The following is a 25042-nucleotide window of genomic DNA, read 5'->3' on the forward strand; positions in this document are numbered from 1 at the left end:
ACTTAATCCTCCCGGAGCGCCGCTGAAACCAGCCCGATGCACTGTTTTAATCACTCGTCGGGAGAATCGTATTCACCATCGAAACTTTCAAAAGTAACGTCACTAAACCTCTTTGGTACTAATGGGCACGCTCGAAATGGACACTGACCACACTCCTTCGCCGTCCGATTCGGCCACGGACGATACCGCCGTGAGTGTGGAAAATCTGACAAAGAAGTATTCGACGCGGGACGGTGACGCCATCACCGCCGTCGATGACGTCTCGTTCGACATCGAGTCCGGCACCATCGTGGGGCTACTCGGACCGAACGGGGCGGGGAAGACGACGACCATCAAGTCCACGCTCGGATTGCTGATTCCGACGGACGGGTCGGTTCGCATCAACGGCGTCGACGTTCACGACGATTACCGGGGCGCGTACGAGAACGTCAGCGCGGTTCTCGAAGGCAATCGAAACGCGTACTGGCGGCTGACGGTGCGGGAAAACCTCGACTACTTCGCCAGTCTACAGGGAATCCACCCGAAGACGGTTCGAGACCAACACGACGAGTTGTTGGAGCAGTTGCGGCTCACCGACAAGGCGAACGAGGTCGTCAAGGACCTCTCGCGCGGGATGAAACAGAAAGTCTCGCTCGCCATCTCCTTGGCGCGCGATACGCCGGTCGTCTTCATGGACGAACCGACGCTCGGGCTCGACGTGGAGGCGGCCCGCGACCTCCAGCGCGACTTGCGCACGCTCGTCGACGAACACGACCGAACCATCGTCGTCAGCAGTCACAACATGGACGTCGTACAGAGCTTGTGCGACCGCGTTATCATCATGAACGAGGGCAACATCGTCGTCGACCGTCCCGTGGACGCGCTCACGGACCTGTTCGATACGCGGACCTATCGGGTCGTTCTCGAAGGTCGCCTGCCGGATTCCCACCGGGAAACCGTCGAGGAGACCCACGAAACCAGCCGGTGGAAGACGTCCGACAACCGCACCGAGTTCACGGTCGCCGTCGAAACGCCACGACGACTGTACGACGTCGTGGATATCCTCCGCGACGGCGGTGTCGCCATCGAATCCGTCTCGTCGAACGAATCCGACCTCGAAGAGGTGTTCCTCACGATAACCGGGGACGACGGAGAGAACATGCTCGAGGGGAGCGAATGAGCAACTACGTCCTCTTTCGCGGCAACTTCATCAAGTCGTACATCCTGCTCAAACGCTATATCGTCAACACGGTCGCACAAATCGGCACCATCTACATCCTCTTCTTGCTCATCTTCTTCGGCGGGCAAGCGGTCGCCGGTCGATCCCTGAACGACTCGCTCGGCGGCATCATCGTCGGCTTTTTCCTGTTCACCATGACGCAAATAGCGTTCTCCAGTCTGGCACAGACGATGACGCAGGAAGCGCAGTGGGGGACGCTCGAACAGCTGTACATGACGCCGTTCGGAATCGGGCGCGTCATCACGATTCAGACCGTGGTCAACCTGCTGTGGAGTTTCGTGTGGGGAAGTCTCATCCTCGTGTTGATGCTGGTGACGACGGGCGAGACGCTCATCATCGACTTCGTGACCGTCATCCCGCTCGGAATTCTGACCATCGCGTCGGCCATCGGACTCGGGTTCGCGTTGGGCGGCCTCGCGCTGCTCTACAAACGAATCAGCGCGGCCTTCCAGTTGATGCAGTTCGTCTTCATCGGCCTGCTCTCGGCACCCGTGACGGACGTACCCCTGGCGAAGTTCCTCCCGCTCTCGCTCGGGAGCTACCTGCTCCGTCAGTCGATGCAGAACGGAACGACCCTCTGGAACATCGACCCGACCGACCTCGGCATTCTGGTCGGCGTCGCCGTGGTGTACACCGCCGTCGGCTACGCGGCGTTCACCCTCTGTCAGCGCCGCGCGCGGAAACTCGGCGTTCTCGGTGATTACTGACACCATCGGGTCACTCGGGGTCGTTCGTTTCTCGGCCAAACCCGAAGACCGCAGTCCGAAAGGAAACGTATTTACGTCCCACCCGACTTTTTCCGAATGCGTTGGGCCGGTAGCTCAGTTAGGCAGAGCGTCTGACTCTTAATCAGACGGTCGCGTGTTCAAATCGCGCCCGGCCCGTTTTTGCCACGAACTACTTCGTGAGTGGCAAAACGGCACTAGCGATTTGAAGTAGACCAGTCGCATGCCCGGGAAGCGAATGGACGTGAGCGACCCGGAACGTCTGGGCGTAGTTCAAATCGCGCCCGGCCCGTGCAACCTTTTGCTGCACTCACGAAGTTGCGAGCCATCGGCTCGCAGTTCGTTCCCTGGCAAAACGTTGATGAAAAGCACGTCGTCATCCCACTTCCGTCGCGCCTTTCAGTCGCTCCGTTGGGGATTCCTCGGTCCGCTCGCTCTTCGAGGCGCGGAGCGCCTCGATTCGCTCACGGTGAATCGCTTCGTTCGAGTTCTCCGAACCGCTCACTTGCGAACGCTGGCCAGTTTGGAATCTATGGAGACGGAAAATAGTGGAAAAATGTCGGCCGATGACCACTCACAGAGACGAAACGCGACTATTCACCGGGGCTGTAGTTCGGCGCTTCGTCGGTGATCATCACGTCGTGGGCGTGGCTCTCCTGCTGTCCGGCAGGCGAGATGCGGACGAACTCGGAGCGTTCCTTGAACGCCGGAATCGTCTCCGCGCCGACGTAGCCCATGCCGGACTGCATGCCGCCGACGAGCTGGTGGAGTTCGCTTTCGAGGGTTCCTTTGTACGGTTTGGCCGCCTCGACGCCCTCGGGGACGTACTCGTCTTCGTCCTGCGGGTCGTCCTTGAGGTAGCGGCTGCCGTCGCCGCTCTTCATCGCGCCGACGCTGCCCATGCCGCGGTACTGCTTGTACTTCTTGCCCTCGATGGTGATGACGCGGCCGGGGGCCTCGTCGGTTCCCGCGAAGTACGATCCGAGCATCACCGCGTCCGCGCCCGCCGCGATGGACTTGATGGCGTCGCCGGAGTATCGGATGCCGCCGTCGGCGATGACGGGAACGTCGTGTTGGGTCGCCACGTCGGCCACTTGCGAGATGGCGGTGATTTGGGGCATGCCGGACCCGCTCACGACGCGGGTCGTGCAGATGCTTCCGGGGCCGATACCGACCTTGAGGCCGTCGGCGAAGTCAACGATGTCCTCCGCCGCTTCGCGCGTGCCGATGTTGCCGACGACGACGTCGGCGTCCACGGATTCCTTGATTTCTCGCGCGCCGTCGATGACGTTCAGGTTGTGCGCGTGGGCGCAGTCGATGAAGAGCACGTCGGCACCCGCCTTGTCAGCGGCGACTGCGCGGTCGGTTTCGAACGGACCGACGGCGACGCCCACGCGGAGGTGACCGTCTTCGTCGCGGACCGCCTCGCCGTACTCGCGGCGCTGGAGGACGCCCTGCATCGTGACGAGTCCGGTGAGGTGGTTTTCCTCGTCCACGATGGGGACGCGCTCGATTTTGTGCTCGTACATCAGTTCGAGGGCTTCCCGGGCGGTCACGGATTCCGTCGCGGTGATTACCTCGTCCGTCATCGCTTCGCGCACTTCGTCCTTGTCACCGACTTCGAGGTAGGGTCGGATGTCGGTGCCCGAAATGATGCCGAGCACTTCGTCGTCGTCGTCGACGACGGGCGCGCCGCTGACTCCTTGCCGCGCCATCATGCCGTCCACTTCTCGGACGGTCTGTTCGGGATTCGCGGTCACGACGTCGCGGATGATGAGTTCGTCGGCGCGTTTGACGCGTTCTATCTCGTCGACCATCGTATCGACCTCCATGTTTCGATGGAGGACCCCGAGACCGCCCTGTCGGGCCATCTCGATGGCCATCTCGCTTTCCGTAACGGTGTCCATCGCGGCGGAGAGGACCGGCATGTTGAGTTCGACGTTCTTCGAAACGCGCGATTTCACGTCGGCGTCGTCCGGTTCGACGCGGCTCTCCTTCGGGCGCAAAAGTACGTCGTCGAAGGTGAGTGCCTCCGGTACGCGGAGTTTCTCGGAAAACGGCCCGTCGTGGTGAGAATCTTTCGCCATGTAATCCGAACGAAGCGGTTACTGAAAAACGTTGCGAGATTGTGCTTGACTGACGTGGTAAGCGTTGGATTTTATACACGCATGTGTCCATTCGCGCGTCATCGGCCGAAAGTGGCATATATTGCCACTTAGGAACAGTTGGCGAATGAGTGCATTTGACAAAAAAGGAAAGGCGTGTCGGCAGTTTTCGTGTCTATTTCGCGTTGCATGGGGGCATCTGTCACACAACACTTAAGCAACAAACGACAATATTCGTAAATATGGACTCTACCAGTCTCATGGCACAGCGTATTGCAGGTCGGACGAGCGGCGACTCTTTCGCTCCGATTGCAATCTTTGCAAAACTGTGCACAACACTGGTAGGAAAACCGCTTGCGGGGAATCTTCGACCGAATTCGCATCACCGGTCGCACCGCAGGTACCATCACCCTTCGCCCACGGGTCAGGGTTATAGTCACTAGTCGATGAGCAGCTCCCAACACCCAGTCGCCTATCGCCTTGAGCGGCAAGTAGGCGGCGCGACGAAGCTGCTGGCGACCGTCATGGGACTTCCCCTCGTGGACGGCATCTTCCCCGCGATGGTTCTTGCCGGAGCGCTGAGTTCGCCGGTCGGCATCATCCAGGTCGGCCTGCTCGTCTTCGGCGGCAGCGCGACCGTCGCGGTCATCCTCGCCGAGATGGACGGCACCCCGCGTGAGCAGGCCACGTCCGTCCTCGCGGTCGGCGTCGTCCTCATCGCCATCGCTGGCATCGAGGCCGCGTTCGCGCCGACCATCGCGAGCGCGTTGAAGATGGAGACCTTCGAGCGCTTCGCCGCGCTGGTCATCGCCGCAATCGCGGCGAAGACCGCGAGTGCGCGCATCGGCGAGGTTCTGCCGAGCCCCGGCGTCATCATCGGTTTCGGCCTGCTCGCCAGCCTGCAACCATCGGGCTTCGAGGTGAAGGCTATCGAAGCGACCCAAATCCTCCCCGCCGTCGCGGCGGCCGGTACGGGCGTCGCGTTCGCGCTCGCCATCGCACTCACTTCGCCATGGCTCCGCGGCATCGTTGACATCGACCGCTTCCGCTTCGGCAGCGCGGTCGCGCTGGGCGTCCTGCCACTGTCGATACTCGGCTTCGCACCGGGTCGCGCCCCGCTGGCCGTCCTCGCGGTCACCAGCATGCTGGCGCTCGACCCCGGCGAACACGTCCCGGACGACCTCGACGACGCGCACGCGAACGCATCGGCAGACGTCCCGGCAGAATCGACACCCGCCGACGGCACCGCGGTGACGGATGGCGGCGAGAACGCCGAACTCACCGAGGGCGAGGACTCCTCGGCGGCGTACGGCTACCCGGGCGAGGAGGACGGCGACGAACGCCGTCCGTGGCTGTAAGCCGCGGTTCGATTTTCCCCTTTTCTCGATTCGCGGCTGTAACGTTTTTCCCGCTCCGTCGCCGTGGTTCTGATATGCCGGACAATCGCGTCGTGCAAGGGCGAATGGTCACGCCGAAGCGGCTGGCCGAACTGGTTGAAGACGACACCGTGATGGAAGCCGACAGCATTCGGGATGCAGAGCGCGAGTGCCCCGAGTGCGGCGGCGACGTGCTCTCGGTCGGGTACATGCCGAGCGTGACGGCGTTCGTTACGGGTTATAAATGCCAGGACTGCGATTGGGGGACGCGGGAGGAGTAGAAATCGAAACCCCTTTAGGTCATTTCGACCAATCACAGTTCGCGGGGTCGTGGCCAAGCCAGGGATGGCGACTGACTCCAGAGGCTACGCGCCCGGGACGAAACTCCAGCTGATATACCGAGCGGGTGACTGATCATCGCCCGCGTTGACGACCCTCTGGAGTTCCGAGGCGCACCGGAGATATCAGTCGATCGGGGGTTCAAATCCCTCCGACCCCATGCTGTAAAAAAGCCTTACTAAGCTTTTTAGGACCACTAACTACAGGTAAACCCGTTAGCTACGGGTCCATATTCTCGGAGGTGACGACCGGATGGTAGTCCGGCTCCCATCCGCAGCACCCTCCGAGCGGACTACCTGCGATTACTGCGACGCTCACGTCACTACCAGCTTCCGCCGAACCTACGGTACCGAAGAGAACCGAGCGAAGCGGTGCCCGGAGTGCGATTCGTGGGCTCGCATCATGCGCGGGTCCGCCCAAGGGCGGGACGTCGAACATCCCGACCCGCAGACCCACACCGAGCGGAGAGGCGGCAAGCAACTTCGTGAGAAAGTCATCGACGGAGGTGTCTCACAGTGAGCACCCTCATCTGTGCTCGCTGCGACGTCGCCGCCAAAGCGACCGGGGAACGCCGTCGATGGTGTTCGACGACGTACTACGCTGTTACGTGTCCAAGGTGTGGCCGGACCGGCGAAGTCGAAGAGGACCCGGTTAGCGGCGTACTTTCCTCCGCTTCGACCGGCTTCATCTGGGCCTACGACTGCGAAGACAGGGCCGAAGGAGGTGCGTCGGCGTGAGCACCGATCTCACCGTCTCCTCGAAGCGTGGCGGTGAAACCGCGGCGTCGGCTGTACTCGATCTCGTTCCGGAACTCGTCCATGTCCCGGACACCGAGGCCGAACACTACGATGCTCGAGCCAGCACTCTCGTCGAACCGAGTTCGAAACTCGCTTTCAGTGGCATCTGTCTGCTGGAGAAGCACGTCGTCGTCGAGATTAAGAGTACGATAGTCGTCTACGGCGCGAACCAATCGCGCGGGCGGTTCTATCTCCGTCGAGGGCAACACGAGAAGCTGCTCGACGACGCGGGCGTCTACCTGTTCGCTGTCTGCGAACCGACGCCTGATCGGACCGTCATCGCGATGAAGGTCATCCCGGCGACGCTGGTCGATGAACTCGTTTCGTCGTGGATCGAACCAGACGGCAGAGCGACCTACGCCCAGCTCGCTTGGAGCCGCATCTTTGCCCGAGAGGAAGTTCAGCGATGAATCCTCGCGGGGAGATTCCCGAGTGGCAACGTCGACTGAAAGAGGACGTCGGCGAGAACCCGGCGCGGTTCCTCGACCACGCCCTCGTCGAATACGGCGCGAGTCACACCGACGAGACGATCCAGTCGCTGGTCGTTGCTCGCATCCGAGGTATCTGCTACCTCGAAGTCGTCAACGCGTGGATCGCCGTCGAGCGAAAGCTCGACCGAGGGCCGCGCGACAACATCATCTCGCTTCTCGAAGAGCGCAAAGCGTATCTGGAAGAGAACGGCGAGCGTGAACTTCCGAGTTTCACTCGCGAGGAGCTTCGCGAACGAGCTCGAAAGCGATACGAGCGTGCTTCGAGAACGGAGGAGACCGCGGGCGACGAAGACCAACTGACGGCAATCGAGAAACTCCACCGATTGCGCGCTGAGGGAGGTGCATCGCAGTGACGCACGTCGCCAGTGCGCCCCACGAGTTCAAAGCGAATTTGAACTTCGTCGAACACGGGCTGTCACCCTACTGGGCGCTCGCCTCGCTCTTGATCAACGAATATGACGGCTACACCGACGAACTCACCTACGAAATCGACGGTGAACGCTGGGACGTCCGATTCTCGTACAATTCCGGCGGAATCGCCGCGCGACCGTCCGACGACATCGGTAGCGAGACGCTCTACGAACCGAAGGTTCACCTGTCGGGCGACGGTGAGCGCAAAGCAGACTACCATATTCGCCCTCGTTACGCGAAGATGCGAACACCGGACGGAACGAGAATCAACACACCGTTCGACCGGGGTCACCTTCCGGACGAAGGCGTCAACGTTCGAATCCAAGGTAGTAACCTCGAACACGACGAGTTCGCACACCTGCTCCCGATAGTCGTCCAGCGACTTGCCGCCGACGTCGGCGAGCGTATCAATCCCGACTACTTCGCTCCGGAGTTCATTCACGAGACATCGAACGTTGACGAGTACGAGCGCTACGTCCGGCTTCGCCGGTCGATGATGCAGAAGGTCATCGGTACTGGTGGCGTGCTTCAGAAGCTCCACCACTTGCTGCTCGACGAGAAGGGCGTCAAGTACAGTCTCGACATCGACAACGAGGACGTCGTTGGGAAGATGCACAAGCTACCGCTCCAGCGGTCCGCAGCGAAGGTGCTCCCGACTGGGAATCGTGGGAAACAGGTGAAGAGCTATCTCCTGAAGAATCCCGAGAGCGTCGAAGAGACGGATCCGACGTATCATCCGAAGTTCGGGGTGCTCTTCCGGAAGAGTCTCCACGGTTCGACGGTTCGCTGGCACGACCTCGACGACTTACAGCGAGAACTCGACGAGACGATAGTCAACCTGCTGTACTGGAGTCGAGTCCCGACGAATCCGGACCACACCACGTTCGTCCCGGACGACCACTTCGACGCGACGGCGTACGAAGGTGCGTCGCTTCGCCTCTACGACGACCCGACGCCACAGCTCGAAGCCAGTCAGGAAGCGCTGCTCGTCCGACAGCTCCGCGAAATGACGGACGCTGACGTTGCTCACCTCGAAGCGATGACTGACGGCGGAGCGATGCATTACGGCAAGGTCGTTGCGGAAGCCGACTCCTCGATATCGACGCTCTACCGGACGCTCAAGCGTTGCGATGCGCTGCTCGAAAGCGATAACGGCGTCGTCCGGTGGCGGTCGAAGAAGGTCCGGCAGGAGCTGACCGCGCTCTTCGAGCGTGTCGAAGACACGGTAGAGGCCGCGGCCGACAGCGCTGCTCGATTACTCGGTATGGACCCAGCCCAGTTGAAGGAGAAGGGTTCGGCGTTTCAGAAGTGGCTCAACACCTACGCTGCCGAAATCGTGAACGATGGGACGATGCCGGGCGAGCGCGTCCACATCAAGATCGAGGCCGTGCTGTCGCGTTACAAGAGTGGATCCGGTGCGTTCCTCGACGACGTGCTGAACTATTTGGAGGTCTGTTGGGCGAAATCCGACTTCGACGAATCACTCAACGGCGCGATTATCGAGTACAACACAGGAAACAGCTATGAGAGACGTATCATCGGAGGGTTGGCAGACATGAACCGCTGACGCCCGACAGCTGAGTGGCAACGCTGTTCGTATCCTCATTTTGCGGTAGTATTTTCCCATAGATCGTCCGTTCGTGTTGACTGTCCTACCAGAATTGTCGGAGATTCCGGTGCGTTGAGTCTGTCGCGAGCCGTCCGCATGGCGGGTCGTTCCCATCCAACGGGAACATCCCCTTACGGGGTGTGCCTAAGGGCACCCACCAAAGAAAATACCCTCCGCCTCCGCAGAAACAGCGGAACAGCGGAACGGGAGGTGGGGCCGCTCAGTCGGAATCGAGCACCTTCCCGACGAAATATTGGTCGTACATGGAATTGGTCAATTGCTCGCACTGCTGAGGAGCGGGTGCAAACGGACACGGTGGTCCGCGTGAGTGACCATCGCTGACTGCGACCGAGGCTATTCTTTCTTTGTTGTGGTACCAAACAACACCCTTTTTCTGTAGTGGTGAGTAACAACAGGAGGTTCAGAATCATGGCGAACACTGGGGATGACCCCACCGATCCGCGAATCATGCACATCCGATTTCAGGAGAGCAATCTCGACCACGTTACCGAAACGTTGGATGCGCTCGATCAAGGCGAGTCCCCTGAGCCGTTCTTTGAGCGCGTGTACAACGATGTGGAAAATTTGCATCGGGTAACGCGGCCGAAAAATCTGGAGTTGCTCCGGACGATTGCCCGCAACAGCCCGGCGAGTATCCGCGAGACAGCGCGGTTGGTTGGTCGAGATGTCCGGCAAGTTCACGATAATCTGGAGGAGTTAGAGCAGTTGGGACTCGTTCGCTTTGAAGCAGACGGCCGGTCGAAGCGCCCGGTTGTGTGGTACGACGAGATCGCAGTTGAACTCGAACTCAACTCCGATGAGGGTGTCTCGTCGAAGCGTGCTGGTGCGTAGTTGTTGAGTGCGCCCTACCCATCCTTCAGAAATTTTCTGACGAAGTAGAGATTATACCACGCCATCGCTAACCCCAGCACGACGAGATACCATCGCGTCGTTCCCGGCAATGTCCCCTTCCCGTGCATCCGCGCCAGCCACGGGAGGAAGATGCCGCACCATGCGAGGGCAATCCACCCGACTCCGAGTCGCTTCGTCGCCCCTTCGACAGGAAGCGGCAGGCGCACGTTGGCGAGGAGCGATACGATGCCGTAGCCCGCGAGGAAGCCGACACTGACATCGACCCCGTATGGCTGGCTGACGTAGTTCGTCATCGCGAGGACGCCCGTAATCACGCCGACAACGGTCGCCGCCACCTGCAACATCGTCCGTTGCTGGTCCGTAGTAATCTCGTAGCCACGTCGATAGAGCAGATAGGCGACGACGGCCGCAACGATCAATCCGAGTACTTTGAGGCTCGGATTCACCCACCAGGGCGGGGTGTAGTAGAAATCGACGAGCCATCGCGGTCCCTGCTCGATGGTCGGATGTCCCGGTCCGATGTTCGGATTTACCGGTCCGAGAGGAGAGTTTCCCGGCATTACCTCGTCACCCGGAGTGCCGCGACTGCCGCAATCGAACCGATGATCATGAGGAGGACGATCTTGAGCCACGGCGGGGCGAGACCGATACTCGTCATCCCGTAGCCGATGGTTGCGGCGACGACGACGCCGCCCGTACTGCCGAGGTTGGTGTACGAGATCGCCCCGAGGAAGACGGCCACCATGAGTATCCCCGTGATGATGGTGCCCGCGTAGGTTGTTCCGCCGGGGATCTGGTCGCCTGTGCCGATGACGAACGACCCGAGCCGGAGACTCATTTGGCCGAGCGTGTCGAGACTCACCGTACTCCCGTTCGGGAACCACGAACTCCGGTTCCGGACGGCGGTTTGGTTTTCGTAGTACGGCGCGGTGTCGTTCAGCGCGGTCGTGTTGACGGTCGTATTGGTCGTTTGCGCACGTGCGACGCCGGAATCTCCGACGGGGACTGCAATCACCGCGAGCACCGCGAGCAGTCCAACCAGTAGATGCACGGTACACGTCCGCGTTGACCGCGTGTCTTTGTCCACGTGCTGTTCGCGTCGAGACGCGCTTTCCGAGTGTGCGTGTCGGGTCATGCTGAACTTTTCACCAACCTGATGACGGCCATGTAGAACGCCACGACGAGCGTCCCGCCGAGTAAGATGGTCACGCGTGGCGGCGCTTCGTTATCCAGCAGCACGAAAACGGGCCAGTGAATCCATGCCAGCAGGCCAACGAACAGGTTCCAGACCAGTATCGCCGGACCGCCGAATGCACCGATGAGATTGGTGATGACGCCCGACACGCCGTCCAGCTTCTGCTCGGGGGCGTTTGCGGGGCTTACGCCGTTCGGACCCTTCTTGATAAAGAACTGCGTCACCCCGGAATTGTCGTAGCTGACGGCACCGCCGCCGAACATCACCGCTCCCATGACGAAGTAAATCATCACGATCTGTGAGGCTCGTACCGCCATTAGAGACCCCTCCGAATCGCGGCAAATGAAAGGAACCCAACCGCGGTCACGAACACCAAGTCGTACGTCACCCCGAAGCCGATGACGCTGAATCCGGTGAGCGTGAGCACTCCCGCGAGCCCGGCGATCTCCCCGCTCGGCTGAATGCTCCCGACCGACGCGACGACGAGGACGGTCACGAGCATGGCGAGGAAACCGGTGAACGCGGTGCGCGCCCCTCCAGCAGGCGACAGCGCCGCGAGCCCCGCGAGGCCCTCCAACAGGCTCTGGTCGTTCCCGATGGCTTCACTGAGTGATATTCTGTAGGTTTTGGTTGCACTCTGTCCACCGCTCGTTGTCCACGTCACGTTCACCACGAGCGTCGATGCGTGGTGACCATTGAGGTCAAGGCTCTTCGAGAGCGTCCCCGGGCTCGTGTCGGATGCAATCCACACCGTGGTCGTGGAGCTGTCGTTCTGGAGGGAGGCGGTCACGTTCCAGTTCGTGACTGTCTGGTCTCCCTCTCGGACGGTGACGGAAATGTCCGTGCCATCGAGGGCGGGGAGGCGATGCACTTGCGGATGGAGCACCACGCTCGGGGGCTCGTCTTCAAGCGTCGTCACCCCCTTTGGCGTGACGATGACAGTTTGCGTGCTTGACGTGAGGGGAGTGTACGTCCCGACGATGCGCTTCTCGCCGGTCTTCACGTTGTACAGAACGAGACGATGACGGGTGTTGTACGCGAGCTCGGCGGGGAACTCTCCCGTGGCTCCGAAGTAGTCCCCGAGGACGGTTTTGTAATTGCCGTTGAGGGGTCGCTGGACGAGCAAGACCGTATCGTCGCTCGGATAATTCCCGGTGTAGTCGTCGATGGAGAAGATGGTGTCCGAAACCGTCTCCGTCTCTGGAAGCAAGTAGATGGATTGCGTCTCGTAGAGGGAGGGGACGAAAATCCGGCGGTTGTAGTAGCCGTCGGCCTCGGCCACGACGATGAAGGGCTTGTCGGCGGGGAGCCCAGTCATGTTGATGACTCCATCCGAGGTATTTCGTTTGAAGACTTCGACCGCGCCGGTCTCGTTCGTAAGCATCCGAACTTCGACTGTGGCGCTATCGACGAGGGTGGATGGCGCGGTCTCGTTGAAGATGCGCAGTTTCGCGGGGGTCACGAACTGGGCGGTCGCCGACGTCGTTCGATGGCCGTACTGATCCGTCACCTCGAGGTGCCAGAAGTGATTTCCCCCCGCGAGACTGTCGCTGACGGTGAACGTGGTGGTTCCGTTACTCGTGGCTGTTGTTGTCCCGCGTTCGGTGCCGTCGATGAACCAGTGGACCGTCGCCGCATCGCCGTTCACGAAGTCTGGGTCGGAGACGGTCGCCGAGAGCGTGACGGGGAGACTATCGACGGGGGAGCTCGTCGTGTTCGGAGAGAGCGAATTGTTGTCGATGCTGGACGGCTGCGTTCCAACGAGGATTCCTTCGTCGTGCAATTCCGCGGTCGGATTACCTCCAGTTTTGACGAACGAGACATTGACACGCCACGTCTCGTAACTCGTCCCGCTTATGTCGAGGGTCCGGTTCCCGCTTGTGCTATAGCTTGTTGACGTGACGGGTTGCCACTGTGCGCCCGTCCATCCCTCGCCCCTGACCGTCGCTGAGGCATTTGACAGCGTGAGATTTGCAAACATCTCCTTTGCGTCCGAGACGCTATGATTCGCCGACACGTACGTTCCGTAGTCTAACGCGATGTCTGTCCCGGGATTCGAATGTAATTGGGCAGCTATAGCACCGGATTTCGCGTCCGAATAAATACGCGAAACATCAATCGATCCGGAGTATCCGTTATCTCCATTGAAATCCTGTCCGAAGGTCAGTCCGTTCGCCGATGAGTCGATCGCCCCGCTTGGCGATGAGTTTGACCCAACCTGTGATCCATCCCTATAGAGTACCATGCGCGAACCGTCGTAGGTACCCATGTAGTGTACCCATGTATCAGCGGGAACCGAGTTGGGTGACAGAATGTCGTACTTGGTTCCGCCCACCCACACGCGCCAGCGGAGTTGACTGTTGCCGTTTTTGGAGTCAATCGCGACTTGGTACGAACCGTATTTGTCCGCGACCACCGGGTCGTATAACTGCGGCGTGGTTCCGTCCCATTTTATCCAGGTGCTGAATGTAATATCGGAAACGTCCAGTGAACCACTATCAGCGACGGTGACTTTATCCGCGCCACTAAGGGAAATCGCCTGTCCATCTACCCCAGTCGAATAACTTCCCCCCGAGACGGACCCGTCGTTATTTGCCCACGCGTCCGTCGCGTCCCCGTCAAAGCTCCATCTGCTAACGCCCCCTCCGATTGAATCAAGAGCAACGGACGCGGCTTCCCCCGTCCCGGATACCGATACATTCTGCAACGTCTCGGCATTCGAAAAGTCACTATCCGTCGTGTGTTCACTCCCGACGGCCAAATCAGCGGTTGTGGCCGCACCGACCGGCACAACACTGGTGACGAGATAGACGCCGAATATTGCGAACAGTACGATAGCTCGACGCCGCATCACTTCGCACCTCCACTGGCTCCCGTGACGTACACGACGACGAGCACCGTCACCACCATCGCTGGGAAGACAAGCTGGAACAGGTACGCCGTCCCCGTCCCGAGTTCACCGCCGTTGTCGTTCATTACGAGATACATCGGTTTCGCCAAGAAACCGAGGAGCAAGACCGCAACGCCGTAGTAGACGACATCGACGGGTGTCAGGCGGCCACGGACATCTGAGTTGTCTCTGGTCATGATTTGACTGAATTATTAGTTAGTTCTCGCCGAGATACCGAGGCTGATGATCATCGCAATGACGAACAACGGCAGGATAAGCTGGAGGAGCGTCGCACTCAACGGATCCACCACGTTCGTTCCCATCTGGATGGCCGTGTACACCCACGGCGCCACCGCGATGAACGCAATGAGCGTGGCGAACGCCATCACGACATCGACGTACTGTACCCGGCCTCGCGTGTCACTGAGTCGGTCGAAGAGGTTGTCCTGCATCGTTCTCACCCGGATTGGAGCCAACTCGCAAGCGTGAGCAGAATCGTCATTGGAAGCATCAGCGACACCATAAAGCGGATGTGAACCGGTAAGCCCTGCAGCGGTTCGCCAGTCCAGTACATCCACGCCGGAGCGACAATCACGAGTCCGAGCACTGCGAACACCGCGAACCAGAACCGGACTGGATTCACAAGAACCCACCATCCTCGTTGCCCTCTCCGTCTCCGATTACGCCGACGTCGAACCCGTCGAACGAGAACATTGCCTCCGCCGCTTCAATTCCTTCTCCGCCCTTTGCTTGCGCTTTCGTCTGGCGCTGCTCGGTCAGTTCGACGGCACCTGCCTCGAAGTCGGTCGCCACTTCGCGCGGTCCGGCACCCGTTCCAAATGCCGTCACGAACTCGTTGAACCATCCTGCGCCCAGCCCACGCTCGCCACCATTCGACCCACCGCCGTCGCCGAACGAGAAGCCCCGCCGACCCCGCTGGTCAGACTTCCACGGCCGCTGCGGTTCGCCCTCGACCTCGAATTCTGTCTCCGTCTCGGTCTCGATTTCGAATTCCTGCTCCGGTTCGATGCCGGGGAAGTCGTTGCGTTGCTCTCGTTCCCAGAATGGCTCGCTCGCACTCTCCGTGTCAACTTCGGTCTTGGTGTCCGTCTCGGTCTCCGACAGGAGATCGACTCCCATGTCCGTCCGCATGTTGCTGGCCGTGTCAGTACCAACAAACTCCCGGACGAGACCGAGGTCAATCTGCCCGCTCCCGAGCATTTGCGAGAACTGCTCGCGTTGTGCCTGCGTCTCCGATGGCGTCTGCGGTTGGGTTAACGACAGTTCCCTCCGGCGACCCGTTAGCTCCGTCTCCGCTTCCGTCGTAACTTCGCTTTCTTGGGCGCGCTCGCGGCGACGTCGTGCCCCGCGATCTGTTTCCGCTTCTGTTTCCGCCTCGAACGGTCGCCGAACGCCCTCGTAGTCGCCACCCCCCAGCAGGTCGTACTCCGCCTTTACCTGCCGATCCACCGCCTGCTGGTAGAGGTTCGGGGTCACACGGTCGTCCTGAATCTCGCCTCCGACCTCTGCCTCGGGCCGGACACCTCGACGTTCGCCGCCGAGAAGACTCGCCTGCCCGCGCTCGCTCGCCGCGAACTCCCGGACGTTCACGCCGAACTCCTGCATCGCTTGTGATAGTTCACTTCGCGCTTGGGTTTCGCCCGCAATGCGCTTCAACGAGTCCGAGACGCCCTCGCTCTTCGTGTCACTCTCGACCGACGTTGCCACCTCTGTCTCGACATCAGCGTTCGCGGTTTCGGTCGCGCTCTCCGTCTCGAATCCTGCCCGTCGCGTCCCTTGACCGACGTCCGTCGTCGCATCGAGGATACCGCTCGTGTCGCTCCCGAGCGGTTCGCTCGTCGCGCCCACAACAGTCGATTCCGACGCGCGGGCTTCTCCGGTCGCGGCGTCGAATTCGAGTTCGCCACGAGCACCGCCCGCGCGAAACGTGTTGTACAGCTCGTTCTGGTACGGCGTTGCCGGGAGTTCGCCCGACCGAGCCAACTCCATCGCACGAGCCGCCTTCGACTTGACCGCGCCCGCAACGCGCTTCCCGCCGCTAATCGCCGCCTCCTCCGACATTAGTAGCGGTTCACCGTTCGGGAAGTAGCGCTCCGCCGCCCTCGTCCCGCGTGCCGCTTTCGTCGCCGCGTAGCCAGCGCGTCCGGCGAGTTCCTCGCCCGGCTGGATGCTCATCCGGGTGAGTAGGCCCGCCCGCGGTCCGATCTCCGCCGCAGTTGACATCGCGCCGTACGACCCCGCGAGACTACCCACGAGAAGGCCCGTGGTCTCGGCGGGGTTCGATGTGGCCTGTTCGACGGCGTTATCGACGATCGCTCCACCGCGTTCAACCGATTTGTCTTTAAATTCTCCACCTCGACCTTCGAACGTCTCATTGGCACCGTAGCCCACGAGTTCCGCTCCTTCCATCCCGCCCTTCGCCAGCGCGGGGACATTTGCGAGTGCCCCTGCGCCTTTCGTGGTGCCTTTCCCGAAGCTTCGGAGCGTTTCCTCGTACTGGCGGCCGAGGTCGTCACGGCCAATTGCTCGGAGAATTTCTTCGCCAGCGGACTGCCCGGCGACTCCCTTTGGATTAAACGCGGCGTTTGCCACGTCGCTGGTCGCTTTCGAGATTGCGTGGCTGGCGTCGTCGAGCGCGCTTTCAACTTCGTCTTCGGGGCCGCCGAGGCCGAACGACCAGTCGATGTCGCCGAATTGCTCTTTTTTGGGTTTCTTCGGTTCCGTTTCCGTTACGGTCAGGGTACCGTTCTCGTTGATAGAGACGTTCGCGCTCTCGCCAACGTATTCCTGGAGGTTTCGTTTTTGTTCTCGAACCTTTTCATCGGTGTATTCGACCTTGTAGCCAAGGTCTTCCTCAGGACGTTTTCGGGTTGCGGATGACTTCGCGCCGGGTGCCGCAAGTCTGTCGGGATTTTCGTCAACGACTTTGACATCACTTTCGCCGAGTCCTCCACGGAGTCGGAGGTTCGAGCCTTCGACGAATTCGCCTTTTGTCGTAACCGACTCTTCGATTTGTTGGCGGCGCTCTTCGCGTGAGACCTCGGGCCGGACTGTTGCGGTCCCATCGTCGTTGATGTCTACGGTGACGTCCTGACCGGGATGGGTGCGCTCGTACTCGCTTTCTATGTAATTTGCTTTGAACGCATCCGAATCGACATCGAGGCTCCCGCTATCTCCACTTGTGAGCGTATAGTCACCGTCGGGCGTCTTGATTTCGTCCGGCTGGTCGCCGAAGACGGGGGTGTACTGCAGCGAGCCATCCGCTGCAGTGGTCACTTCGACAGATTCGGCTCCGGTTTTCTCCTTGATTCGCTGGGTAGCGATCTTGCGTTTCCCCGATTTCGTATAGTGTGCGACGAATTTTCCGTCCTCTTCGCTAATCCATACGTCGTCTTCGTTGAGGCCCGCATCACTCGAGCTGATGATTTCGTCTTCGAGTTCGCGCGCTTGCTGTTGGCGGTAGCCCTGCTGGTCGATGTTCAGTTCGACCGCGTTGTCTGCCTCGTTGTACTCGATCGACCAGAGGTCGTGTGATTCGTACAAATCCGGGTTGCTGTTCCTAAGCCGGTCTTGTAAACCACCAACGGCATCGCTCGCACCGAGGTCGTTCCGCCGATCCGCATCGTCCTCCAATCCGGAGAGTGGGTCCGACGACACGCCGTCTTCAATCCCGGTCGGACTGTCCATTCCGTCGCCAGAATCGTTCCCCGACGTCGGGCCTTGCTCATCTATTTGACGAACACTGTCATCGCCGCTATAGTCGGGACCACCCGGTGCTTCGAGTCGATTCGGTGGGCTACCGGAGGACTCGCCTGATGACGAGTCGTTGTCGTCTGGTGACGACGAGTTACCCGAGTCTGGAACGTCACGCACGCTGTCATCGCCGCCGTAATCGATTCCGCCGGGTGCTTCGAGTCGCCCGTCGAACGCGCTTGTGCGCGCCATCTCCGTCACCGCTCCCGACTGATCCATCGTCTCCAGCGTGTGATCCGTCGGTGGTGCCATCTGTGCGGTTTTCTGGACTTCTTCGACGAACTTCTTGTTGCGTGACTTCGAGCTCTTATCAACGCCGACGTCGGCTTCGATTGACTCCGCGGCCGATTTCGCGGTGTTGCGCGCCTTCGAGGACGCCGTTTCCACCGCTTGCTCTGTGGCCCTCCTGGCTTTCTCGGCACCACTCTTGGCCGCTCGTTCCGCTCGACTTGGTTCGTCATTTTGCTCGCGCGCATCGCGATGCCGCGTGGCTTCCTTTTTGGCCTGCCTTTTCTCGTCACTTGGACTCCCACCGCCGCCACCTCGGACATTCGGCATCGGCATCAGTCGTCACCTCCGTCCGTGTAGACGTCTTCAACACGCCCGCCCGTCCGCTCGGCGAGCATCTTAGCGAGTTCGTCGTAATCACTCGCGGTCATCACCGTGCGCTTGCGATGTCCTTCGCGTTCGATGAGTTCGAGACCGAAGCCCGGCATCACATCCCACCTGCCATCATCCGATAACCAGCGTAGATGACGAACGTCACGGCGAGCAACACGTACATCAGCGTCGTCTGACTCATCCCGCCGAAGAGGTTATCGAAGAATCCCGGCGGCTGGTCCTCGGCTTCGAGGTTGATAGTGCGCTCAACGAGGTCGACCTCGATACCGGGATACGCCGGATCGCGGAGATTTATCGGGTCAGCTTCTCCCTCGCGGTGGAGCGCGACCCACGCGCCGGTTGGGGCGTCGGAGACCATCGCCTTGCGCGGGAAGTAGTATGGTTGGCCGTCGACGGTCACTTTCGGTAGGCCCGATCCGTCCTGTACGGGTTTGACCCACTGCGGACTCGTCATCGTCGAGTCCAGTCGATACCACTTCACGAACCCTTTCTTGGCGAGCCGGTGACCGCGCTGGAGGTGGCGAGCAACCTTCAGATAGTCCAGTGGCGACGTGGACACATCGGGCGGTGAGAAGTCGATGGGGTCGCCCTCCTCGAACTCTTCGGCGAGTTCGTCGAACTCCGCTTCGCGTTCTTCGCGGTGTTCCTCGTAGTACCAGTACGCGACCCCCGCACCAGCGATGCCAAGCATGCTGAGCAGGAGGGTGACGATAAGCGATGCGGACACCATTTAGTTCCCCCTCCCACGCCCGAGGAACGCACTGGTGTCCGTCTCGGTGTCGCCCTCGATCTCGTTGCGCCGAACGCGGCCGAAGTAGTTGTCCTGCGTGCGTCCGCCCTTCGATTTCGTCGTTTCGTGATAGGCCGCGGCCAGATGGTTGAAAATTGGCTTGAACGGGTCGAGGCTCGTTTTGTCGTCGATTGCCGCCGCCTGCTTGATGCTTAACGAGTAGCGCGAGTCCGCGAGTTTGTTCCAAATCTCATTACCACGTTCGAACAGCGCCGTGGTGCGGCCCCGCTCGTCGATGTCTCGGTCCTTGAGCGGTCGCCACACCTCCGCTTTGTCTTCTCGCTCGTTGTAGAAACTGAACCCTTCGTCGGCGAGTTTGACCTTCGTCTCCTGAATCGCTCGCTTCCGGAGCGTCTCGCTGAATGCGATGTCGGTCACGAGACCTTTGCGGACGCTCCGCATCTGCATCGCAATGTCCTCGTCGTCGTAGTAGCCGGTGCCGAGGTTGATCTGTTCAAGGAGATCGCTGTACTCCGAACTCCGGATGATGGAGTACGCGACATCGAGGTCGTCGCGGGGTTCGCTGTCGTTTCCGGTCGGCTTGTGTGGTTGTGCTTGCATGTTTTAGAGGTCTTCTGCGAGGGTTTGGCTCATGAGCACGGCACCCAACAGCATGACGAGGCCACCGAGGCCGAGACTGCCGAGGACACCGATGTTCAGTATCTGTGCGAGCGTTCTGGTGCGGTAGTCGTAGCTGACGGTGGCGTTCTCCCGGACCGCAGTGCCGTTGAAATCTCGGTATGAATAGGACCGCGTTTCGCCTGTCCGGATTTCGACGCCCGTCAGTGCGATGGCGCTTCCCGCGATGATGACGATGGCCGCGCCGATCATGGCGACGCCCTTGTAGCGCATACTCTGGCCGATGAGCCAGACTGCGAGACCAAGCACGACCAGACCGGCAACGACTTTGAATAACATTAATTTGACACCTCTGGCTGTTCCGTGTACGACAACAGAAGGAGAATTGTGTCGATGGCGTCGAGCTCGAGGGCGGTCATCAGACCATCCCTCCCACGGCGCGGGAGATTCCGAAGAATATCAGAATCCCCATCCCGACCGGGATATACCCAACGACGAGCGTTGTCAGGTCGTCGCTGGCTTGGTAGTCGTAGCTGACCTTCACGTCCTCGCCCTCATCGAAGAGCGTGCTCGAACTTTTCAGGTCGAGCGTGCCCGACCCATCAGTAAGCGTGTAGTCGGACGCAGGTGCAACTTCGTAGCTTCCGGACGTGTCGTTGTAGCCGAAGACCGTCTCGCTGGCAGGGTCGATGTTGTAGCCCCGGAGGTCGATACTTTCGTTGAAACCGACCGCATGAGTCTCATTTACGACTGCTTGTGACCCGGTGTTGTTCGTGACGGTCGAGTTGACCGGCGAGAGCAAGATGAGTCCAACTGCCGCGAAGACGGACAGCGTGATGACGACTTTCGCAGATCCCGATGCCATGTATTAAAAGATGGACATTAGGTGCGTGCCATAATCGGCCCGACAGTCGCTACGAAGATGAGGACGCCGAGCATCACCGGGATAAACCCGATAATTGTCGCGGTAAGACCCGTCACGTTCGAGCTGCTGATCACGTCGTTCGTGATCGGAATTGCCACCCCGACACCGACGATGACCGCGACCGCAATCCCGATGATAAGAGAAACCAAGTTCCCTCCTGACTGGGCGCGGTTATCGTCGTGCATTCGCGTGAGTACGCCGTGGTAAAGCGCGAGTAGTTTGTCCATGTAGTGTTCACCTCCTGATTAAGTGCCCATTCAAGTTGGATATGAATAAGAATTGTCTGGAATATTGAGACGTTTATTGAATTATCTACGTAACCAACACAGTAGTTATGTATCTAGAATTCCTGAAATAATATATGTCAAGTCGAACCGTTGGAGAGAAAGTCATGGCACACCGGGAACAGACTACCCCCGAAGACGAACCGCTCCTCGAACTAACTCGTAATCTCACTGTCACAGGCGGTGGGAGTGTGAATGTCAACGTCGCCACAGAAGCCTGTGACATCATCGGCTTCCCTCGAGCCGCCGAGGCCACTGGGACGGAGGTCGTGATCGAGATCTACCGCGACAGATACGTCGTGCGACCCAAGGACGAATGAGTTCGAACAGCCTCGAGGACGCCTCCACACAACGATGGGAAGGGTACTCCGACTACCAGTCAGTTAGCAACCGAGTCGCCGCCGCAATCGACGATGCCATCGACGCGTACGCGTACATTCATAGTCTCCATCTCGAAAACGAGCGTATCCGCCAGCGCGAGGCCGCACAAGCCCGAAGTCGCATCCACGGAGCCACCATCAAACTCCTCCCAGAACTCGAAGCGAATGCTGGAGCTTCCGACACGGACGAAGACGACGTATACCGTGAGATTTTGGACCGGTGGACGAAGAGCTACGACGGCGGCGATGGCATCCTCGACCGATTCCAGAGCATCAAACTGCAAAAGGAGTGTCCCGACTGGCTCTACCAGCTCGTCAAAGACATCCGGAAAGCAGGCTGGGAGATCGGGTACCTGCAAGCAGGGCGCACCGTCACCGAATCGACTCTTGACCCGGACGAAGAGCAAGCGCGCTCGATGTTCGAGGAGTAACAGATGGAACGCTACAAGCGATTTCTTGAGAAACTACACGAACACGTTCAGCGCGACTGGGACCGTCTCATTCCCTTCGTCGGCGAAGAGGGTGCGGGGAAGAGCACCCTCATTCTCCAGTCAATCTGGCTCTACGAACTAATTCGTGGCAACGACCCAACTCCGGAGACTGTCCTCGATTACGTTGTGTTCGACGACCGCGACGCGTTCAAACAGAAGTTGCTGAGCTCTGACCCCGGCGACCCTATCGGCGTCATGGACGCGGCCCACATCCTCTACAATAAGGACGTGATGATGCCCGATCAGAAGGACGTCGAGAAGAGTCTCCTCGACATTCGGACGGAGAACTACGTCATCTTTCTCGGGTATCAGGACTGGGACGACATCCCCCGACAACTGCGAAAGCGCCGTGCGAAGAACGCGATTCGCGTGCCAAGTCGAGGAACGCTGAAAGGATACAACCGTCGTCAACTCGACGAGAAGTATCGAAACCTCGACGGAATGCAGTGGCCCGACCACGCGCTCATCGACACGTTCCCTTCGCTCGAAGGAACACGTCTTTGGGAGCGCTTCGACGAAATCGACAAAGAGCGGAAACGCAGGCGTCTCCAGCAAGAAGACGACGACAGCGACGGCGAACTGACTCCCCAAGATGTCGTCAGCAAAATCGTTGTCGAGGATATACTCGACGAATACGTCGAAGTGAATGAGTTCCAGAATCGGGCGTACTACTCGAAATCGTTGCTCAAATACGACTTCCCCGACCTCAGCGATCAGCAGGCAGACCAAGTTCGGTCGGCATTGGGTCGCGAAGCTGACCCAGCAACACTCGCAGACCTTGAGGGGACAGACACCCCACCCTCCACGGGTGAGGGAAAGTCATGATATACGCGCGCTCGCGCTCTGCACGCGGGCGAGCGCGCGCAAGCCCGGTCTGGTTGTGAGACCAATTTTCATCTCGTCGACCCGATTTCATTCGATTTTTCGGAGATTGCCGGACTCTCAACGCTGAGCTCCCAATGGCTTGTTCAGTAGACGGTACGTGTGATGCCGTCGGTCAGAGGGCAACAGCTACGATCAAGGCGTGCGCTCGGTATCACGCGAACGGCCAGCCGGGGACGTTCAAGGTCTACAAAAAATATCATCGAAAACTACGGCGCCACGACGGCTACTATGTGTTTGCGGTCTACAAGAAACACGGGGTGGGACTTCGAGTCCTGGACTCGAAGATGCTCCACTCTTCGAAGCTCCCGCTTCTGACGTGGCACGGCGGCGGAAAGCATCGTGGAACGGAGCAAGCGAAAATAGCGATTTCGGCGATATTCGGCTAATTGAGTCCGGTGCAGGCTGTTTTCTTTGGCGTTAACCCTGATTTGAGACGGGAAGATGGGGACGCACGCGGTGATTGACAGGCTAATCGCTCGAATCGGTCCCAGTCGTCGATCTGCGTCGTCCCCAAATCACTCGATTATCTTCGGACACGTCGCCGTATGGAGAGGCTTTTTGCTCGTCCACGATTTCGTAACCCAATGCCGAGAGGAGTGATTTGGTGTCGTCCGTTGGTGCATCATAGATACCGTGCGTCTCAACAACCACTTCGCGCGGCCGGTAACTCTCCTCAAGTGAGCGCAAGATATCGTACTCCGCGCCCTCACAATCCATGACCAGCACGTCACACGCGGGGAGGTCCATCGACGGGGTGACAAACGTTTCGTGCGATTCAACGCGGTCTGCGACGCCGTTGAGCCGCACCGTCTCGCGCAGTATCTCGTGTTTTCGTGGGTCCGCTTCGTAAGTGTGGACGGTGCCCGTGACGGACTGACGCGCCGCCCACGTCGTACAGACGCCCCAGCCGCCGCCGACATCAACGACGGTATCGGTTGGGTTGACCGCGCGCCGCGTGAGCGATACCGTACCGTCCTTCCAGTCCGCGATATGGTCGGTTTCGAGGTCGGTGACGCGCAGGCGCGGAACCGCGACTCCGTTCATGGATTGGATTTTTCGAGGGGCGAGTTTCCGAACGCGGTTGTACGCTGGTCGGATGGCCGAGAGCAGTGCGTTTCCCATGATTTGAGTATTCACTGGTATGAGAAATGATAGTGCTTCCTATCCATATATATTATACCAGACAGTCAGCTAGTCTTTCCAGTCGATTTTGTGGGCGGGAAAGGGACCACTCGAAATTTTAGATTTTCAACTCGGTTCGTCGAGAATCGCCGACGTCCATCTGCGGGCTCGCGCAGATCGGGACGATATCGAGCCAGGTTTGCGGAATAGTTTGCAGGTTCTCGCGGCGCTTCGAGAAACTATGGAAATTGGCGGTTCCGAATGTCCAATTTTCGAGCAAAAAAGTGACCGCCACTTAGTCGTGTATTAGGCAGGAGCGTTCCCGCGCTTTCCCGTTCCGGGCATGTCGATGTCTATTTCAATCCCGTCGTAGCGCATGACCGGCTTCTTTCCCTGCCCCTCCTGCTCGAATTCGATGACGTTCAGCGTTTCCAGTTCCGAGAGGTTCCGGTGAACGTCCCGGTAGTCTCGGTTCACCAGCTTTGCCGCCTGCCGGATGCTCTTCGGTTCGTGTTCCGAAATCGCACGGAGTAGTTCGAGGTTCGTTTCCGACACCAGCCGCGCTAAGTCCGCCTCGTTTTCGAACGTCAGCGTGTGGCGACTCTCGACCTCTTCGCCGCGTTCGAGCGCCTCAACCGCCGACTGAACTTCGTCAAGTGCCTGTTCTGTATCTGCAACGCGAATCCGGAGCGTTCGTTCTTCTGTAGTCATGATTTTGTGGGTTGGTGGGTAGTCAGTCTTTCAGTTCTCGCCGTTCCTTCCGGAATCGTCGGAGTAGTACCGACATGCCGGGAAACTTGATTTCTTCCACGTCGTCCCTTGTATGTCGGTCATGTCCGTGCGTTCGTTCGTGCGCGTTGTCGTAGCGCAGGACCGTTTCCCCTTCGAGCGTTCCGAAGTGAAGCGTGTAGTCCCATCCGCACGGGTATTTGTCTTTGGTTGTTTTTCGCACCCGATATGGGTGACGTAGCCATCTTCTTTGACTGTATCATCAATAACCGTCTCAACGTCTGCCATCCCTATTCTATGGGACGTGTCCCACCACCAAAAGACTATGGGGAGATGCCCATAAGTCATAGTTTCATCATTTCGGTTGTACTCTGACTTGTGAACGCCGGTTCGGCGTAGCTTCTGGGGGATGTAGAACGCGACAAACGGATT

At 59.5% G+C, this 25042-nt stretch carries 31 protein-coding genes, 2 tRNA genes and 1 pseudogene; 15 read left to right on the forward strand and 19 right to left on the reverse strand.

Annotated elements, in window-relative coordinates:
- The first annotated feature begins 121 nt into the window (after positions 1-121).
- From V5735_RS03370 to V5735_RS03380, 3 genes are all read left to right on the forward strand, one after another.
- Positions 122-1159, forward strand: coding sequence for an ABC transporter ATP-binding protein (locus tag V5735_RS03370; RefSeq protein WP_423745080.1), 1038 nt, complete (start codon positions 122-124; stop codon positions 1157-1159).
- Positions 1156-1926: an ABC transporter permease gene (locus tag V5735_RS03375; RefSeq protein ID WP_423745081.1), complete on the forward strand. Its 771-nt coding sequence runs from the start codon at positions 1156-1158 to the stop codon at positions 1924-1926. The genes V5735_RS03370 and V5735_RS03375 overlap by 4 nt, the downstream gene beginning before the upstream one ends.
- Positions 1927-2029: 103 nt before the next feature.
- Positions 2030-2103: transfer RNA gene (locus V5735_RS03380), tRNA-Lys, on the forward strand.
- Positions 2104-2320: 217 nt separating this feature from the next.
- Here V5735_RS03380 and V5735_RS03385 read toward each other — a convergent pair.
- On the reverse strand, positions 2321-2449 hold the full coding sequence (locus V5735_RS03385) for a hypothetical protein (protein WP_423745082.1): 129 nt from the start codon (positions 2447-2449) through the stop codon (positions 2321-2323).
- A gap of 88 nt (positions 2450-2537) precedes the next feature.
- Entirely contained in the window at positions 2538-4031 is a 1494-nt protein-coding gene (guaB, locus tag V5735_RS03390; protein ID WP_423745083.1) for an IMP dehydrogenase, read from the reverse strand.
- A gap of 464 nt (positions 4032-4495) precedes the next feature.
- On the opposite strand from guaB, the gene V5735_RS03395 reads away from it, so the two are divergent.
- The 8 genes from V5735_RS03395 (at position 4496) to V5735_RS03430 (ending at position 9924) form a co-directional block, all read left to right on the forward strand.
- Positions 4496-5407, forward strand: a complete 912-nt coding sequence (locus tag V5735_RS03395) for a DUF5794 domain-containing protein (RefSeq protein ID WP_423745084.1) — start codon at positions 4496-4498, stop codon at positions 5405-5407.
- Between the two features lie 74 nt (positions 5408-5481).
- The gene (locus tag V5735_RS03400) at positions 5482-5706 is read left to right on the forward strand and encodes a DUF5795 family protein (RefSeq protein ID WP_423745085.1); all 225 of its coding nucleotides are present in this window, start codon (positions 5482-5484) and stop codon (positions 5704-5706) included.
- Between the two features lie 43 nt (positions 5707-5749).
- A tRNA-Trp gene (locus tag V5735_RS03405) sits at positions 5750-5924 on the forward strand.
- 92 nt (positions 5925-6016) lie between these two features.
- Complete coding sequence (locus V5735_RS03410) at positions 6017-6283, forward strand: DUF7563 family protein (RefSeq protein WP_423745086.1); 267 nt, start codon at positions 6017-6019, stop codon at positions 6281-6283.
- Positions 6284-6497: 214 nt separating this feature from the next.
- Positions 6498-6971 carry a hypothetical protein gene (locus V5735_RS03415; protein WP_423745087.1) on the forward strand — a complete coding sequence of 158 codons (474 nt, stop codon included), beginning with the start codon at positions 6498-6500 and terminating at the stop codon, positions 6969-6971.
- Positions 6968-7405 carry a hypothetical protein gene (locus tag V5735_RS03420; protein ID WP_423745088.1) on the forward strand — a complete coding sequence of 146 codons (438 nt, stop codon included), beginning with the start codon at positions 6968-6970 and terminating at the stop codon, positions 7403-7405. Before V5735_RS03415 ends, V5735_RS03420 begins: the two co-directional genes overlap by 4 nt.
- Positions 7402-9030, forward strand: coding sequence for a hypothetical protein (locus V5735_RS03425; RefSeq protein WP_423745089.1), 1629 nt, complete (start codon positions 7402-7404; stop codon positions 9028-9030). The genes V5735_RS03420 and V5735_RS03425 overlap by 4 nt, the downstream gene beginning before the upstream one ends.
- 471 nt (positions 9031-9501) lie before the next feature.
- Positions 9502-9924, forward strand: a complete 423-nt coding sequence (locus tag V5735_RS03430) for a winged helix-turn-helix transcriptional regulator (protein WP_423745090.1) — start codon at positions 9502-9504, stop codon at positions 9922-9924.
- A 14-nt stretch (positions 9925-9938) separates the two neighbouring features.
- Here V5735_RS03430 and V5735_RS03435 read toward each other — a convergent pair whose 3' ends face one another.
- The 14 genes from V5735_RS03435 to V5735_RS03500 form a co-directional block, all read right to left on the reverse strand.
- Complete coding sequence (locus V5735_RS03435; RefSeq protein ID WP_423745091.1) at positions 9939-10505, reverse strand: hypothetical protein; 567 nt, start codon at positions 10503-10505, stop codon at positions 9939-9941.
- Positions 10505-11080, reverse strand: coding sequence for a hypothetical protein (locus V5735_RS03440; RefSeq protein ID WP_423745092.1), 576 nt, complete (start codon positions 11078-11080; stop codon positions 10505-10507). The genes V5735_RS03435 and V5735_RS03440 overlap by 1 nt, the downstream gene beginning before the upstream one ends.
- The gene (locus V5735_RS03445) at positions 11077-11457 is read right to left on the reverse strand and encodes a hypothetical protein (protein ID WP_423745093.1); all 381 of its coding nucleotides are present in this window, start codon (positions 11455-11457) and stop codon (positions 11077-11079) included. The genes V5735_RS03440 and V5735_RS03445 overlap by 4 nt, the downstream gene beginning before the upstream one ends.
- Positions 11457-13991 carry a LamG domain-containing protein gene (locus V5735_RS03450; RefSeq protein WP_423745094.1) on the reverse strand — a complete coding sequence of 845 codons (2535 nt, stop codon included), beginning with the start codon at positions 13989-13991 and terminating at the stop codon, positions 11457-11459. Before V5735_RS03450 ends, V5735_RS03445 begins: the two co-directional genes overlap by 1 nt.
- Positions 13991-14227 carry a hypothetical protein gene (locus V5735_RS03455; RefSeq protein WP_423745095.1) on the reverse strand — a complete coding sequence of 79 codons (237 nt, stop codon included), beginning with the start codon at positions 14225-14227 and terminating at the stop codon, positions 13991-13993. The genes V5735_RS03450 and V5735_RS03455 overlap by 1 nt, the downstream gene beginning before the upstream one ends.
- A gap of 15 nt (positions 14228-14242) precedes the next feature.
- Positions 14243-14482 carry a hypothetical protein gene (locus tag V5735_RS03460; RefSeq protein ID WP_423745096.1) on the reverse strand — a complete coding sequence of 80 codons (240 nt, stop codon included), beginning with the start codon at positions 14480-14482 and terminating at the stop codon, positions 14243-14245.
- Positions 14483-14487: 5 nt separating this feature from the next.
- On the reverse strand, positions 14488-14673 hold the full coding sequence (locus tag V5735_RS03465) for a hypothetical protein (RefSeq protein WP_423745097.1): 186 nt from the start codon (positions 14671-14673) through the stop codon (positions 14488-14490).
- Positions 14670-18368 carry a hypothetical protein gene (locus V5735_RS03470; RefSeq protein ID WP_423745098.1) on the reverse strand — a complete coding sequence of 1233 codons (3699 nt, stop codon included), beginning with the start codon at positions 18366-18368 and terminating at the stop codon, positions 14670-14672. Before V5735_RS03470 ends, V5735_RS03465 begins: the two co-directional genes overlap by 4 nt.
- Positions 18368-18520, reverse strand: coding sequence for a hypothetical protein (locus V5735_RS03475; protein ID WP_423745099.1), 153 nt, complete (start codon positions 18518-18520; stop codon positions 18368-18370). Before V5735_RS03475 ends, V5735_RS03470 begins: the two co-directional genes overlap by 1 nt.
- The gene (locus V5735_RS03480) at positions 18520-19155 is read right to left on the reverse strand and encodes a hypothetical protein (RefSeq protein WP_423745100.1); all 636 of its coding nucleotides are present in this window, start codon (positions 19153-19155) and stop codon (positions 18520-18522) included. Before V5735_RS03480 ends, V5735_RS03475 begins: the two co-directional genes overlap by 1 nt.
- Entirely contained in the window at positions 19156-19776 is a 621-nt protein-coding gene (locus V5735_RS03485; RefSeq protein ID WP_423745101.1) for a hypothetical protein, read from the reverse strand.
- Positions 19777-19779: 3 nt separating this feature from the next.
- Entirely contained in the window at positions 19780-20133 is a 354-nt protein-coding gene (locus V5735_RS03490; protein WP_423745102.1) for a hypothetical protein, read from the reverse strand.
- Positions 20134-20212: 79 nt separating this feature from the next.
- Positions 20213-20659 (reverse strand): hypothetical protein, encoded by a 447-nt coding sequence (locus V5735_RS03495; protein WP_423745103.1) that lies wholly within the window; start codon positions 20657-20659, stop codon positions 20213-20215.
- A gap of 17 nt (positions 20660-20676) precedes the next feature.
- Positions 20677-20946: a hypothetical protein gene (locus V5735_RS03500; RefSeq protein ID WP_423745104.1), complete on the reverse strand. Its 270-nt coding sequence runs from the start codon at positions 20944-20946 to the stop codon at positions 20677-20679.
- Positions 20947-21110: 164 nt separating this feature from the next.
- Between V5735_RS03500 and V5735_RS03505 the strand changes: the two genes are divergently transcribed.
- The 4 genes and pseudogenes from V5735_RS03505 to V5735_RS03520 form a co-directional block, all read left to right on the forward strand.
- Positions 21111-21323, forward strand: coding sequence for a hypothetical protein (locus V5735_RS03505; RefSeq protein WP_423745105.1), 213 nt, complete (start codon positions 21111-21113; stop codon positions 21321-21323).
- Positions 21320-21814 (forward strand): hypothetical protein, encoded by a 495-nt coding sequence (locus V5735_RS03510; protein WP_423745106.1) that lies wholly within the window; start codon positions 21320-21322, stop codon positions 21812-21814. Before V5735_RS03505 ends, V5735_RS03510 begins: the two co-directional genes overlap by 4 nt.
- Before the next feature lie 3 nt (positions 21815-21817).
- Positions 21818-22699, forward strand: coding sequence for a hypothetical protein (locus V5735_RS03515; RefSeq protein WP_423745107.1), 882 nt, complete (start codon positions 21818-21820; stop codon positions 22697-22699).
- 212 nt (positions 22700-22911) lie between these two features.
- Positions 22912-23145, forward strand: a pseudogene (locus V5735_RS03520) (hypothetical protein); the annotation flags it as partial.
- A gap of 82 nt (positions 23146-23227) precedes the next feature.
- Here V5735_RS03520 and V5735_RS03525 read toward each other — a convergent pair.
- The 3 genes from V5735_RS03525 to V5735_RS03535 form a co-directional block, all read right to left on the reverse strand.
- Positions 23228-23881, reverse strand: a complete 654-nt coding sequence (locus V5735_RS03525) for an FkbM family methyltransferase (protein ID WP_423745108.1) — start codon at positions 23879-23881, stop codon at positions 23228-23230.
- A gap of 306 nt (positions 23882-24187) precedes the next feature.
- Complete coding sequence (locus tag V5735_RS03530; protein ID WP_423745109.1) at positions 24188-24592, reverse strand: hypothetical protein; 405 nt, start codon at positions 24590-24592, stop codon at positions 24188-24190.
- Between the two features lie 22 nt (positions 24593-24614).
- Positions 24615-24833, reverse strand: coding sequence for a toxin-antitoxin system TumE family protein (locus tag V5735_RS03535; RefSeq protein ID WP_423745110.1), 219 nt, complete (start codon positions 24831-24833; stop codon positions 24615-24617).
- Positions 24834-25042: the final 209 nt, after the last annotated feature.

Source organism: Haladaptatus sp. SPP-AMP-3 (assembly GCF_049568665.1).
GTDB lineage: Archaea > Halobacteriota > Halobacteria > Halobacteriales > Haladaptataceae > Haladaptatus > Haladaptatus paucihalophilus.